Source organism: Paraburkholderia flagellata, assembly GCF_021390645.1.
Taxonomy (GTDB): domain Bacteria; phylum Pseudomonadota; class Gammaproteobacteria; order Burkholderiales; family Burkholderiaceae; genus Paraburkholderia; species Paraburkholderia flagellata.
The window spans coordinates 1,337,871-1,351,470 of the sequence record NZ_JAJEJT010000002.1; the positions used below are offsets into that span (position 1 = coordinate 1,337,871).

General features: G+C 63.1%; 11 protein-coding genes and 1 pseudogene. 1 reads left to right on the forward strand and 11 read right to left on the reverse strand.

The features are described from left to right. Positions 1-3: 3 nt before the first annotated feature. The 9 genes from L0U83_RS20365 to L0U83_RS20405 all read right to left on the reverse strand — a co-directional run bounded on the left by L0U83_RS20365 (position 4) and on the right by L0U83_RS20405 (position 9,142). Positions 4-1,365, reverse strand: coding sequence for a DUF1329 domain-containing protein (locus L0U83_RS20365; RefSeq protein ID WP_233885772.1), 1,362 nt, complete (start codon positions 1,363-1,365; stop codon positions 4-6). A gap of 65 nt (positions 1,366-1,430) precedes the next feature. Beyond that, a complete protein-coding gene (locus tag L0U83_RS20370; protein WP_201700694.1) occupies positions 1,431-1,895 on the reverse strand; it encodes a cytochrome c family protein in 465 nt (154 codons plus the stop codon). Continuing rightward, positions 1,892-2,398, reverse strand: a complete 507-nt coding sequence (locus L0U83_RS20375; RefSeq protein WP_373321068.1) for a c-type cytochrome — start codon at positions 2,396-2,398, stop codon at positions 1,892-1,894. The genes L0U83_RS20370 and L0U83_RS20375 overlap by 4 nt, the downstream gene beginning before the upstream one ends. Then, positions 2,395-2,934, reverse strand: coding sequence for a methylamine dehydrogenase light chain (locus L0U83_RS20380; RefSeq protein WP_233885774.1), 540 nt, complete (start codon positions 2,932-2,934; stop codon positions 2,395-2,397). The genes L0U83_RS20375 and L0U83_RS20380 overlap by 4 nt, the downstream gene beginning before the upstream one ends. Before the next feature lie 37 nt (positions 2,935-2,971). Next, complete coding sequence (gene mauD, locus L0U83_RS20385; RefSeq protein WP_233885776.1) at positions 2,972-3,598, reverse strand: methylamine dehydrogenase accessory protein MauD; 627 nt, start codon at positions 3,596-3,598, stop codon at positions 2,972-2,974. Further along, the gene (locus tag L0U83_RS20390; protein WP_233885779.1) at positions 3,598-4,164 is read right to left on the reverse strand and encodes a MauE/DoxX family redox-associated membrane protein; all 567 of its coding nucleotides are present in this window, start codon (positions 4,162-4,164) and stop codon (positions 3,598-3,600) included. The genes mauD and L0U83_RS20390 overlap by 1 nt, the downstream gene beginning before the upstream one ends. A gap of 13 nt (positions 4,165-4,177) precedes the next feature. Further along, a complete protein-coding gene (locus L0U83_RS20395) occupies positions 4,178-5,335 on the reverse strand; it encodes an amine dehydrogenase large subunit (RefSeq protein WP_373321069.1) in 1,158 nt (385 codons plus the stop codon). 199 nt (positions 5,336-5,534) lie between these two features. Beyond that, complete coding sequence (locus tag L0U83_RS20400; protein WP_233885780.1) at positions 5,535-5,957, reverse strand: hypothetical protein; 423 nt, start codon at positions 5,955-5,957, stop codon at positions 5,535-5,537. 194 nt (positions 5,958-6,151) lie between these two features. Beyond that, positions 6,152-9,142 carry an EAL domain-containing protein gene (locus tag L0U83_RS20405; RefSeq protein WP_233885782.1) on the reverse strand — a complete coding sequence of 997 codons (2,991 nt, stop codon included), beginning with the start codon at positions 9,140-9,142 and terminating at the stop codon, positions 6,152-6,154. Between the two features lie 39 nt (positions 9,143-9,181). Between L0U83_RS20405 and L0U83_RS41040 the strand changes: the two are divergent. Further along, positions 9,182-9,364: pseudogene (locus tag L0U83_RS41040) on the forward strand (c-type cytochrome); the annotation flags it as partial. A 93-nt stretch (positions 9,365-9,457) separates the two neighbouring features. On the opposite strand, the gene L0U83_RS20415 reads toward L0U83_RS41040, so the two are convergent. Next, complete coding sequence (locus L0U83_RS20415) at positions 9,458-10,774, reverse strand: hypothetical protein (RefSeq protein WP_233886622.1); 1,317 nt, start codon at positions 10,772-10,774, stop codon at positions 9,458-9,460. Positions 10,775-11,254: 480 nt separating this feature from the next. Beyond that, positions 11,255-13,483, reverse strand: coding sequence for an SLC26A/SulP transporter family protein (locus L0U83_RS20420; protein WP_233886587.1), 2,229 nt, complete (start codon positions 13,481-13,483; stop codon positions 11,255-11,257). Positions 13,484-13,600 lie beyond the last annotated feature (117 nt).

Below are 13,600 nucleotides of genomic sequence, written 5' to 3' on the forward strand. Positions count from 1 at the left end.
ACGTTATCGCTCGCTCACGGCGCGCAGGTTTTCGGACGAATAGAAGTCGTCCTTGAAGCGCGCATCGTTCGAGTCTTCGTACCAGCGGATGTCGGTGTCCGTACCGATGGTCGACTGGTCGGTCACGTAACGGCCATTGTTGAGGTCGTACTGCACGAACGGCTCGACGTCGCAGGCGCCGTGCAGCTCGTACACCGGAATCGGATACGCCTCCTTGACCTTCCAGAGCTTGCCCTGGGCATCGTAGTCTTCGGCGGCCACCGCAAGGCCGCTGTCTTCGTCGATGTAGAAGACTTTCTTCGTCGCGACGTGGCGCACGCCGGACTTCAGCGTCGCCTCCACGACGTAGACGCGGTGCATTTCGTAGCGGCGCGCTTCGGGGTTGACGGCGTCCGGCTTGAAGACGTCGTCGAACTTCGCCTTGAAGTTGAACATGCCGAAGTCGTCGTACGGAATATAGATTTCCTTCTTGCCGACGAGCTTCCAGTTGAAGCGGTCGAGCTGGCCGTTGAAGAGCCACGGTTCATCGACCGTGTACTGGTTCTCGAAGCCGATCTGCGGCGCGTCGTACGAATACGCCGGCATGCGGCGCACGCGGCGCTGACCCGTGAAGTAGTAGAACGTGTCGCTCGCCTTGTCGAAGTAGTCGCGCTGCACGAGACCCTGCCCCGCGAGCGCGGCGGGCGTTTCATAGGCGAAGTAGATCGCGTAGAGCATGCCGGCCTGCTGCGGCGTGGCGGTGCCCTTCTTGCCCCACGGGAAGTAGAGCGTCTGCTTCGATTCGGCCTTGATCCAGTCCGTGCTGCCCGGCCGCGGCGACGCCGCCGTCACCGCCTTTTGCCACTCCGCGCCGATGCCGCGATAGCGCGCGAGGTGATCCCACATCGCTTCCGCGCCCGTTTTCGGCGCGGGGAACGGCATGCCGGGCAGGCTTGCGCTCTGCAGCCCCTCGCCCGTCGAATCCATCTTCGCCTGGGTCGCGTTGAGCGCCGTGTTGGCCTGCACGAAATCAGGCGCGCCGCATTCGCGGTGCGTCGGATACACGTCCATGCGGTAGCCCTTCTTCTGCTTGATGAGCTGAACCTGGCCCGGCGTGAGGTTGTCCGCGTATTTGTCGACGTTGCTCGCGTCGATCGAGAAGAGCGGCTTCTCGCCCTTGTGCTTCCAGTAATCGCCGCGCACCTTGCCATACGACCAGTCGGCCGGTGCGGCTTGCGGACCCGCATAGGCCGGAATCCGGCCATCGGCGCTCGCGCCCTTCTCCATGCCGGCCGTATCCGCCAGCGCCCCACCCGCGAGCGTGCTCAATACTGCCGCCAGCGCGGCTGCCGAACACATCGCTCCCATCTGCGTCTTGCCTTTCATCGTCTCGATCTCCAATACCTGTTGAATCGCACGGTCGCCGCGTTGCGGCCCGCTCTTGCCTTTCGTTAGTACTGTTCAGCTACGGCTGTATCGCCGCTTTTGTGCATACGCTCGACCAGCGCCGCGCGATGCTTCGCGACGTCGGTGAGCGCCGGCCTGCGCCGTGCTGCGATTTCCTGCGCGGTATAAGGCCTGAAATCTGCGGGCCGCGTGTCCGCGTTCTTCGTATCGATCAGCCAGTTCAAAACGTTTGCGAGCTCCGCGTCGCTCAGCGAGGAATTCGACGCACCCGGTACGCGCATCACGAACTCGCGTCCTTCAGGCAAGCGCACGAAATGCCCTAGCTCGTTGGAGAGCGGCGGCACCTTGCCCGGAATGGCATGCGCGTCGCCCGTATGGCAGCCCATGCAGTTGAGCGTCCACGCCTCGCGCGCAGAGGCCGCGTCGTAGCCGCGCTCCTGCGCATGCGCGCTCGCGCCGAGCGCGAATGCACATGCAGCAAGCCACACACGCGCATGCCTCGCCTTCATAGCCCGAGGCTCTTGAGCGTGGCTGCGCGATGCTCGCGCACCTGCGCGCCGTCCATCTGCGTCACGCGCAGCGCCTTCACTTCAGCCGCCGTGAACGGCTTCGCGCCCGCATGCTTCGCATTCGCGTCGAACACGAGGTAATTGAGCACGCTCGCGAGATCCTCGTCGGATTCGGTCCGGAAGCTCGGCATCTTGAAGTTGTAGGTTTTGTCCTTGATCGCGATCTGGCCGAACATGCCGTTGAGCACCGTGAGGCCGAGCTGCTTGCGCCCTTCGCCATTCGCGGCATAGCGGCCCGGCAGTTCGGTGAGCGGCGGCGCGAGACCGTCCTGCCCCCTGCCGCCCGCCTGGTGGCACACGGCGCACTTCGTGTCGAAGAACGCCTTGCCCGGCGCAAACTGCACGTTCTGCGCAAACGCGTCGCCCGCCATCAGCGCGGCTCCCGCCGCGCACAACGTCATGACCCACTTCGCGAGGCGCTGGTTGGAAATCGTCGATGTCATTGCTGCGCCACTCCAAGCAAGGCGGATACAGAGCAGTGATAGTTCGCGTTTCCGCTTGCCATGCACCAGTTGATGTCGTTGTCCAGCGAGAGCTTGTAGAGCGGCTTCTCGCGCTCGTTGCGGTTGCAGAAGCAGCGCCCGCACGACGTTTTGCCGCAGCAGTCGTTGTACGACACGATGTAGTCGGTGTTGTCGTGCGGATTGCGGCAGGTGCCGATCCACGTGATCGGCGAAGGCGTCGTGCCGGGCGGGCAGCTGCTCGACGTGCCGCCGCAGCAACTGCACAGCCAGCCGTCGATCGCGCAATAGCGCCAGTAGTCGCAGCTATAGGGATCGTCGTTTTTTCCCGCAGCCGGCGCGCTTGCACCGCTTGCAGCGGCCGCGTTTTCCGCTGCGAAGGTGCGGTCCACCGGCAAGAGCGGCACGAGCGCCGAGCCGACCAGCGCGCGGCCAAGCGTCGCCATGGCGCTGCGCCGCGAGCTGCGCTGCGCGACGGTGCGCGCTCTCAGCTCGAAGAAGTTGTCGAACCATTTCATGCTTATCGTCCTGTCGTTCTGTTCTTTGATGACGTGCTCAGGCGTGCTGCTCCGCGTGATGCGCATGACCTGCGTGATCCCCGTGGACGTACTCCTGCAGCGACGCCACGCCGCGCTCCTTCGCTTCGAAGAGGCTTTCGAGGTGTTCACGCGAATTCACGAGGCCCTTCGCGCGGATCTTGCCCGACTCGTCAATCAGGAGTGCATAGGGCAGCTTGCCGATCTGGTAGGCCATGCCCAGTTCCTGCGAGAGTACATAGGGGAACTGGCTCAGGCCGAGCTTCTTGTAGAACGCTGCGTGTTCCGTCGTGTCGCCATCGCTTGCGAGCACGATGTCGGTGGCCGTTTCGCGCGCCTGGATCGACGGCAGCAGCGGCAGCAGCTTCTTGCACACCGGGCAGCTCGGCGAGAGGAAGAACACGAGCGTGCTGCGGCCCGCGGCCGAGATTCCGCCCACCTTGACCTGACGGCCGTCGAGCGCGCCCAGCTCGAACGACGGGCCCACAGTGCCGACCGCCGGCCCCTTGTCGATCATCAGTGCGCCGACGGGCATCATCCTTTCGTACAGAATGCCGATCTGGCGAACCAGTGCGAGCGAGATGGCGCCGAGCGCGAGCACACCGGCCCACAGCAGAGCGTTAGAGATCAACAGTGCGTTTTCCATTACGAGTTCCTCAGGTGATTCAGCTTCGGACGGTTGGCGAGCAGCACGTCCAGGGTAAAAAATGCGGCAACGGCGAAGAGCGTCGCGCCCAGCACGCTCAGATAGTCGAACCAGACGACCGCGCGCACGCTTTGCGGCGCGCCTGCGAGCGCGGCCAGTGCGGCCAGCAGCAGCACCCGCGCCACGTGCGCCCATCCGATCGAGTGAGCGGCGGGACCGCCCGTCTGGCGAAAACCATTGCAGCCACAGTCGATATCGGTACGCCCGCGCGCCACGTTGATGCCGAGCGCGAACGCAAACAGCACGAAGAGCGCGGCGAGCGCCGCGGCGCCCAGGCTGCGCGTGGCGGGCACGAGGCACGCGAGCGTGGCGGCCACTTCGACGATCGGCAAGGCGAGCGCGAACGGCGTGACGAGCATGTGCGGCAGCAACTGGAAGCCCGCCACGGCTTGCCGCAAATCGGACTGGCGCATCACCTTCGGCATTGCGAGCGTCAAGGTGATGATCGATGTGGTTGCGAGCGCAACAGTCGAGACGACCGGATCGATAACGAGACCTGAAATCATGATTCGCGCCTCGTTACGGATTGACCAGCAGCGACGACGTCGCGCCGACCTGCTTGTGAACGTGCTTGAGCTTGCCCGTTGCCGCGTCGGCAACGACCACGTCGGAGGTCGTCGTGATGCCGTAAAAGAGCGGATGCGCGTCTTCGCTCACCTGGATCGAGAGCAGCGGATCGATCTTCTGGTCCGCGAGTTTCCAGCGCGCAATGCGCTTGTGCGTCTTCAGATCGAACACCCAGACTTCGCTTGCCGGGTCCTTGTGCGAGCCCTCTGCGCCCTGGTGCATCGCCACGAAAAGACGCTGCGTCGGCACGTGCAGCGCGGTTTGCTGCAGGCCGCCGGGACGCCAGCCGGCCTTCGCCTCATCCGGCGTCACGAGCGGCCACGGCGTGCCGAACACCGGCGCCGGGCCGCTGAAATCGGCGGTGCGCACGTTGCCATTGAACGTCGCGAACCAGTACGTATTGCCGCTGCGCGACGCGTTCACGAATGCCGGATCTTTCGCGACATCGATGAACGGCTCCGACAATTTGCGGCTCTTTTCCTTGCCGTTCGCGCCGAGCACGACGGTCAGCGCCTTGCCGCTTTCGCACAGCGACGTGAAGCGGTCGCTACCCGACGGATAGGCGAGCACGCAACCGTCCGTATCGATCTCCGAGGCGACCTGGTGCGTGGCCGTGTTGACCACGGTGACCGACGTGGCGGGCGTGATGTTCGCGACGTAAAGCCACTTGCCGTCTTTCGAAAGCGACGTGTTATACGGCGACGGTACGCTTTGCGCGTGCTTCGGCGGGATCACGACTTCGCCCGTGATTTGCAGCGTCGTGTTGTCCGTCATTTCGACGACATCGGTACGTGCGCCGTGCGAGCCGCGCGCAAAGTACGTGGTGGCGACGTAGCTCGTCTTGTGATCGGGACTGATCGCGAAGCCCGGCGCGAAACCGGCGTCGATCTGCCCGAGGAAGCGGTTGGCGTCGCCGTCGAGGACATTCGTGCGCGCGTCCGTCATCGAGCTGAAGTTGACGTCCACCACGTACACCTGATGCGGGCTGTACGCCGGCATCTTCGCGATCGTCAGGTCCTCGGCCTTCTCGGTTGCGAGGACATGGGCCGCGTGGGCGGCTATCGCGGCGCCGCCCGCCATCAGCAGCGCCCGTCTCCAATTTCGTAGCATCTTTTCTCCGCAAGTACATTCGTTTTGGCCTTGCGGAAAATTAGCTTTAGTCAGTTTTTGAAACAGCTCCCAAATCGGCAAACGGTCGGTAAAATTATTACGTATCCCTTGCGATACCAATATTGCGCTTACAAAACAGCGGGATGCATCTTCCCGCTGCGCTGCCTAGCAGGGATCACCCGTAGGCCTGCGCCATGCTTCAGGCACACTGGCCAGCGGCTTCGACGAGGGCCGCTTCAACACCTGGCACGCAGCCTTCGAACGGCTCGCGCGCGCCGTAAATACGCGTGGGCAAGAGCACCGCTTCCGCGGCGTTCATCAGCAGGAGCGCGACGTTCAGGCGCCGGTCGGTGTGGCGGACTACCGCGAAGTGATGATCGGGGAGCGCGCCGTTGAAGCGCGGGTCGGCTTCGGCAATGTCCTCGTCGTCGTGCAACCCTTCAAGCCGGGCGCCGGGGACGACACACCAGCATTCGGGCAGACGCATGAGCACGTCGGGAACGTCCCCGAAGTCGGAAATGACCGCCGCGTGCGAGCTGGGCGCCCGGCGAAACCACAGCGGCTCGCCGGTCGCCTCAACGTGAAGCGCCGCGACCGGGAAAAGTAGAAGGCCATTTTCCATGGGTAGTGAATAGCGTGAGATCCCGTATCCTGGAGGGCCGGATGATCCCGCAAAAACGGGCGCACGGCTATATCACGGCGAACGGTTTGCCGATATTGGAGGTACGTTTTGCGTCGATCGTCCGGAGAATGCCCGATGAGCAATCCTGAATGCCGAAAAACCACGGCGAAACAGACGCGTTTTTTAGCGCGCCCTTACGATTGGCCGCCGCACGCGACGCTGAGATAACGCGGAAGCGACGCAATTTCGGACTGCCGCAGCGGCTTGCTGTAGAGGAACCCTTGTGCGACCTCACAACCATGCGCATCGAGAAATGCCGCCTGCTCTATCGTCTCGACGCCTTCGGCAACGACCCGCTGCCCAAGGCAACGTGCGATGGAAAGGATCGCCTTCACGAGTTCGGCATGTCGTCGGTCGGACGTGACTCGCTGAATGAACGTACGATCGATCTTGAGCGTATCAATAGGAAAACGGGTCAAATAGCTAAGCGCGGAATAACCTGTACCGAAGTCGTCGATCGCGATCGACAACCCCATGTCCTCGAATGCCAGAAGCGCGCTCATGACCGAATCGTTCTCAGCAAGCAGCAGGCTTTCGGTAATTTCGAATTCCAGCCACTGAGGCCGGCAGCCTGTTTCCTCGAGGATTTCTTTGACCACCAGCACCAGGTCGCGCGACTGAAACTGCCGGGCAGACAGATTGATCGACACCTTGTGCCGCACGCTCCCATCCGTATTCCATTCGGCGGCTGCACGACAGGCTTCGCGAAGCACCCATCGCCCGAGCTCGACGATCAGACCGGTTTCCTCCGCAAGCGGTATGAACTGACCAGGCCGAACGAACCCTTCGCCGGGACGCTTCCATCTCAACAATGCTTCCGAGCCGATGACCTCCGCACCCTGGAGCAAAACCTGCGGTTGATAGTGCAGTTCGAACTCGCCTTGATCGATCGCGCGGCGCAACTCCGACTCCAGCAACAGCCGCGCGGTGGCCTCGATGGTCATGTCTTTCGTATAGAAACGAAAACCTCGCCGGCCTGATCGCTTCGCCTGGTACATTGCCGAATCTGCATATCGGAGCAAATCCTTTGCATCCGTGCTGTCGGTCGGATAAAGCGCGATGCCGATGCTGCATGAGATGAACACCTCTCTTCCGTCGAGCAGGAACGGCTCATCGAGCCGCTTGATGATCATCTCCGAGATCTGTTCGAGAATGCCGTGGTCGGAAACCTCGGGCAGCAGAATGGCGAACTCGTCGCCGCCAAAGCGGGCGACTGTGTCGCCGGCACGCACACAGTCGAGCAGGCGGCACGCCGCCTCACGCAGCAATTCATCGCCGACCGCGTGGCCCAACGTATCGTTGACACCCTTGAAACGGTCCATGTCGATCATCATGACGGCTGCAAAGCGAGCGTCTGTGCTGCTGGTGAGCGCCTCGCGCAACCGTTCGTTGAACAGGACGCGGTTCGGCAACGCGGTCAGCGCGTCGAAATACGCCATGCGATGGATTTTCGCTCTGGACGCGTGAAGTTCCGAGATGTCCCGTCCCACGGCAAGAACCGTTTCCACCGTGCCGTTCGCTCCCAACTCCGGCGTCAACCTGAGCAGGTGGGTGAGTTGCCTGCCGTCTGCAGCCTCCCAGCTCAGCTCGAACTCTCTGTCGCTCGCCGTTGCGAATACTTCCCCGAGTTGCCGCTCGTAGAGAACGGTGGCTCGCCCCCCGGGGAATTCACTCGGCGACTTGCCGAGCAGCGCATTTGCGCCTCCCCTCGTGAGCGAGGCGAAAGTCGGATTGACATACAAGCGTCTGAAGTCCCTTCCATAACGGGCGACCGTATCGGGCGAGTTTTCGACGAGGGTTCTGAATTCGCGCTCACGACGGGCCAGTCTTTCGTCGAAACGGTGCCGTTCAGTCATGTCTCTTGCCACGCCGAGCACGCCCGCCACTGCCCCTGCCGCGTCGAATACCGGTAGCCGTCGAGTTTCGAGCAACGTACGTTCACCGGTCGCGGGAGCGACCACCCATTCTTCGTCGACGCAAACATGCATTGCTTCGATGGCTGCCTTGTCGCGTTCCCGGAAGTAGTCGGCAAGCTCGGCATCGAAAACGACATAATCGGTTCTCCCGAGTATCTCAACTTTCGATTTGCCAACAAATTGCTCGAAGCTTTGATTGCACAGCAGGAGAATGCCGGTCGTACTCTTTAGCCACACCATGTCGGGAATGGTATGCAGCACGGTGATCAGCTGCGCGCGAGCGTCGGATAGTTCGAGTGCCTTGGCCTCAAGGCTTCTGTTGAGAAGCAGGATCTTCTCGTATTGCGCCCGCTGCTCGAACTCCGCCTGCTTACGTTCGGTAATGTCCAGAATCGCCCCGATCAAGCCGGCCTGCCGGCCTTGATCGTCGTGGAAAACCGCCTTGCTGAATTCAACGTCACGCACCGCTTGCTTCGCGTTCTGGACCTTGAATTCATAGCGCTGGATCCCGCCTTTCACAAACAGTTCCTCGTCCTTGGCGAAATAGGTCTGCGCCAGCGCTTGCGGGCTCGTCTCGAAGACGGTCTTGCCGACGAATCGCTGCTTCGGGACACCCAGGAATTCTTCAAACGCCCGATTCAGGTGCAGGTACCGCCCTTCTCTATCCTTCGAGAAGACGGGAATCGGGATGGTATCGAGCAACGATTCGAGGAACGACTCGCGCTCACGGAGTTTTGCCTCCACGCGTTTGCGCGCAGTGATGTCGAAATAGATCGCAAGCACCCCGGCAGGGCTGTCCTGAACCGGATCGCTAACGAATTGCACCAGGTAGTGCTGGCGCTGCGCCTCGGGCAGTCCATCGAACGAGAGTTCGAGTTCGCGCGCGACGCCCGTGTCAGCGACCTCCCGAATGGCATCCCCGTACTGCTGCAGCGCATTCGGCGACAGCAATCCGGATTCGGCATACGACGCGCAGGCGCCGCCAGATGCATCCCCCAGCATCGCCTGCGCCGCGCTATTCATGTAGCGCCATTGACCATGCGCGTCGTAGCGGATGACCGGCATAGGCAGGTCACTAACCGGCACGCAGTACCCGTTTCCGGCGTCCATTCCAAGGTTTTTCATACTGTCAAAGAGACTGAGTGCCCGCACAACGCCATCGTCTATGCAGTCGTCCCCGGAATCGGCAACTCCAGCAAGGCGCAACATGACATGCTATCAGTTGGGTAACGGCCAGATACGAGAATTCTGAAGAGTGCCGACGGCAGCGCTGCGAGCGAAGCGCGCACGAATGCGCCCGCGTTCGACCACGCGCAGGTCGCGCGCGGCTTACATCTTTATTCGGAATCCTGTGCGAAATGCCACGGCGCACAACTCGAAGGCATCACCGCGCCCGCGCCGGGTAGACCGGCCTTCGCTCCGGCTGAGAATTCGCCTCTGACGCCCCATGGCAACGCGCAACGATTCCGGGACATCAGCGGTAGCAGCCAGCGAGTACGCGGGCGGTTGGCCGCGCGGCAGACGTTAATCATCGTCGTCATCATGCTGCCGATGTTTCCCGCCCTTGTGCCAGCCGTTGTCGTGCCATTGCCGACGGTCCCAGTACTCGTCCGCATATCCCCCGCCGTATGCAACCGGCGCTTGCGCGTACACAACCGGAGGCCCCTGATACACACCTGGAGGCGCGTCGTACACGACCGGGGCCGGGGCCGCCGGTGGCGCTTCGACGACAACTACCGACCGCGCGTCATACCCAGGAACCTGGCGCGCCGAACGGCGGCGATTCTGCGTGGCGAAATCGTCCGCGGAACCGGGCGAACCTGTCGCCGATTGCGGTGCCGGAAAATCGCGGGCTTGTGCAGCACCGTGATCGAATGAGGGGGAAGGGGCATGCCGTGAGACCTCAGCACGCGCAGAAGCTGCGCCGTGGCCGCCCCCAAGCGACTGCCGCTTTGGCGGTGTCGATCGCGTTATGCCAAGCGCTTGCCGCACGCTCGCGATGAACCGCGACGCCCAATGCCCGTGATTCTGGGCGGCGACGTTGCCCGGTTTACCCACTCGCCCTGTGGCCACACGCGGTGCAGCAGCGCCGTGGGATGGTGCGACGCGGCGGCCGGGCGAAGTGGAAGGCGCAGGCGGGGCGCGTTCCGCACGGGCGATTGTGGTTGCGCGAGCAGGAACTGTTGTTGCTGGCGAAACCTGAGCGGACGAAGGCACCTGTGGCGTTGGCAATGCCGGTCTGATTGTGCCGGACGCCTGTCGTGCGCTGGCCTCTGAGTCGACGCTAGCGCGCTGGTCATGGTCGGGCCAGAGGTCATACGTGGCGGCGCCTGCTACCCCGAACGCCACTACGCTTGCTGGCGCTACCCAATGCGCGAGGCGCCCGAATCGCGCAGGCGGTGTGGCGGGTGCGCGATCACCCGCAAAATTGGCGCCCCCTGCCAGGCTGTATTCGCCCAGATGCAGCAGCCCCCGCTGTCCAGGCAGGGTACCGGCTTTCGACGCACTTCGTCTGATGCCTCGATAGGCCTTGCTGACGCTTGCGCGCAGGCGCGGGAACCGCCTGAACAGGATGATGAGTGAAACAATGATGCACATCAGCGTGTTGGCCAGATTCATCCAGAACATCCCATTCGGAATCCCCCGGCTCATTTCGAGGAGCATGAGTGCGAATGTGCCATTGCTGAGCGTCCAGCAGCCCCAGCTCAGCAGACTGTGGCTGCGCATGTCCGCTTCCCTCGCGAGGAGTTTGCCGATAGTCGGGAGGTACGTGAGGATACGCGCCCCATTCCAGAACAGGAACATCGCGCTAAGTGCCTGGACATAGAGTTCGTGAGACATCTCGACTCCCTTGCCGTGCATGCGGGCGGGCCACGTGCTTCAGCGCCGGCACCCGGGTTAATTCAAGCGAGGCTCCCGTGGAATGAGGAGCGGCACTCGCCTGGACAGTCCGGTTTCAACGTCCTTTTGCTATACGACTGCAAACAGGTGGCGCCAGATCGTCCACTGGCCCCCTCTGCCGGGTGCGCGCGGATCGCAACGTTTTCATAGCTAATTTGTCTATGGTAGAAAATTTATTGCAGCATCGCTGATCCCTGTCTTTTAGCGCCTGGTGATGTGCCGAGCAAGACAGTGAATCCGGGACGTCCTGCGACCGGAGCCCCTCGTTTTAGTAGCGACATTGATGACCGCATCAACTGTGCCAACAATCACCGCGCGGCTTCAGCGCTAAATCGCTCGCGTGTAGTGGCATCGCCATTCATGGTGATACGCACACCTTATTCAATGCACAATGGATGCACGGTTGCAGACACCCACCGCTCAATAGGCCGCGCGCAGGGCCTCAGTAGCGAGCGCGAGGCGCGACGCGATGACCTTCACCAGAAAGCGATGAAACTGCTGAGCGGCTGCGGGGTCGTCCCGCTCGAGCGCAACGAGCGCGGCCAGCGACAGCCTGCGCACCCGCGTTGGCACCTCGGCGAACACGTCTGCGCTGCGCGGTTGCTGCGTGTACACGGCCATTTCCCCGATGACCGTGCCCGGCAGGCAAGCGCGCAGCCGCACCGACCGCCCGTTTCCAAGCGACAGCGACACTGCGAGCCGCCCGCGCTCGATGATGTACAACGCGTCGCCCGGATCCCCACGAAGAAACAGCGCCTGGCCCGCGTGCAGATCCTGCACTTCGAGCCAGGTGACGAGCGTGTTCAGCGCGCTGGCCGTGAAATGCGGCGCGAGCAGCGCGTCAAGGTCGTCACCGAGCTTCGGCGCGAACGCGCTTGACGCGAGCAGTTGGTCTTCTACCCATTCCAGGCCCGTATCGAGCGTGTCGAATTCACGAATCCGCAGATTGAGCGTGCCGGTTTTCGTCAGCAGATCGCGCGAGCGCGGCGGCAGCGCGGTCAAGATCAAGTCCGCGTCCATCGCCGCGCAGAGCTGACGCAGCTTGACGAAGCTGATCGATACCGACGCGTCTATGCCTTGAGTCGACGCGAAATCGAGCACGACGAATCGAACCAGTACCGGATCGCGCGCGGCGAGCCGCTCTCGTATGCGCTGGAGGATCGAATTGGCCGTGCCGAAAAAAAGAAACCCTTGCAGACACATGCCGCACACCTGCGCGCCGAGTCCGCGCAATGCTTCGGTTTCCTCAATGTTGCGCTCGACATTCGATGTCCGGGTGCGAAGGTCGAACTCCATGCGTATGCAACTCACCCGGCCGTAGAGCAGCGTGAACATCACACACGCGGCGACGACGCCTGCGCCGACGCCAATGAGCACGCCCCAGGCTGCGATCGTGCCGAGAATGACGGGCACGAGCAGGTACTCGTACCAGGCGAGCTTCGTCCAGGCGCCGACAACCCACTGCATGATGAGCCGCAGCCCCATGAAAAGCTGGAGGCCGACGAGCACCGGCACGGGAAAGAGCGCGACGAAACCGGGCGACGCGGCCAGCACGACGAGGCACGCGAGCGATGCGAACACGCCCGCCATGCGGCTCGTCGCGCCAACCCGCGCATTGAGCATCGAGCGATTGAACGACTGGTAGCCGACCATGCCGCCCAGCAGGCCGCTTGCGAGATTGGCGAGGCCCGCGGCCCGCATCTCGCGATTGAGGTCGACTTCCACGCCCGTCGCCGCGCCGATTGCCGTCGAATTCATCAGGATCGTGACGGCCGAGACCGACGTGACCACGAGGCTCTCCGGAAGGTGGGCAGCGATCGCCGTCCAGTCGACGCCACTTTGCGCGAGCTGCGCGCGCAAGTGCAACTCCGGAATCCCTGTGAGCCGCAGCGCCACGCGCGGCAGCAGCAGCCCCATGTCGCGCGCTTCGTCGATCGACAGGCCCGCGGCGTTTAGCAGAACGTAGAAAAGGACGATACCGAAGGCCAGCGTGAGCGGCAGCGCTGCAACGTGCTTCCAGCTGCGCATCAGAACAGTGGCCAGCACGCCTACGACGAGCGCGGGCAGCCAGGCGAGCCAGTGAAGATGTGTCAACCGCGCGAGCGTCTGCCATTGCAGGGGCTCGCCCGTCATGACGCGGAACGCGCCAGCGAGGAGCAGAAAGCCGGTGCCGGCGAGGAAACCGCCGAGGACCGGATAAGGCAGAAACTGCAGCGAGCGGCTGCGCTTCGAGGAACCGATCGCGTAGAGCACGATGCCGGTCACGAGCGAACAAAGCGCGATGGCGATCAGCACGGTGAGGAGGAGCGTCTGCGGGGAGCCGCCGTCCGCACGCACGCTGCTCGCAACGCCTGCCGCCACTCCCGCGAGAAACGCAGCCGCATTGCTGTCGGGGCCGCCGATGTTCAGGCGCATCGAGCTTGTCAGGGAAATCACGAGCGCCGTGACGACACAGCTGACGAGCGCGGTGGGCACGCCGAGCATCGCGTAGCGGGCAAGATCGGCGCTGAAGATCATCGTGCCGAGGCTCATCGCATAGCACAGCATGACGAGCGCCGACACCGCTCCAGCCACCAGATCGCCGGGCAGCGCCGCGACGCGCGAGCGCGGCGGGTCGTCGGCGACGGTAACGGTCTTGCCCGGCTTCACGTGAATGCTCAGTGGAATGCGCGAGGCGCGATGGGGAGCGATCCAGTATCCGTCCGCGATCGAAAGCCTGTCAAACGCCGCAGGTAGGCCATACGCAGCCCGTGGCGCGCGCCTACA

Excerpts from the sequence above, each read along its gene's own strand:
- L0U83_RS20370 (WP_201700694.1), bottom strand. The coding sequence starts at position 1,895 with ATGAAGGCGAGGCATGCGCGTGTGTGGCTTGCTGCATGTGCATTCGCG.
- L0U83_RS20365 (WP_233885772.1), bottom strand. The coding sequence starts at position 1,365 with ATGAAAGGCAAGACGCAGATGGGAGCGATGTGTTCGGCAGCCGCGCTG.
- L0U83_RS20375 (WP_373321068.1), bottom strand. The coding sequence starts at position 2,398 with ATGACATCGACGATTTCCAACCAGCGCCTCGCGAAGTGGGTCATGACG.
- L0U83_RS20390 (WP_233885779.1), bottom strand. The coding sequence starts at position 4,164 with ATGATTTCAGGTCTCGTTATCGATCCGGTCGTCTCGACTGTTGCGCTC.
- L0U83_RS20405 (WP_233885782.1), bottom strand. The coding sequence starts at position 9,142 with ATGTTGCGCCTTGCTGGAGTTGCCGATTCCGGGGACGACTGCATAGAC.
- L0U83_RS20415 (WP_233886622.1), bottom strand. The coding sequence starts at position 10,774 with ATGTCTCACGAACTCTATGTCCAGGCACTTAGCGCGATGTTCCTGTTC.
- mauD (WP_233885776.1), bottom strand. The coding sequence starts at position 3,598 with ATGGAAAACGCACTGTTGATCTCTAACGCTCTGCTGTGGGCCGGTGTG.
- L0U83_RS20380 (WP_233885774.1), bottom strand. The coding sequence starts at position 2,934 with ATGAAATGGTTCGACAACTTCTTCGAGCTGAGAGCGCGCACCGTCGCG.
- L0U83_RS20400 (WP_233885780.1), bottom strand. The coding sequence starts at position 5,957 with ATGGAAAATGGCCTTCTACTTTTCCCGGTCGCGGCGCTTCACGTTGAG.
- L0U83_RS20395 (WP_373321069.1), bottom strand. The coding sequence starts at position 5,335 with ATGCTACGAAATTGGAGACGGGCGCTGCTGATGGCGGGCGGCGCCGCG.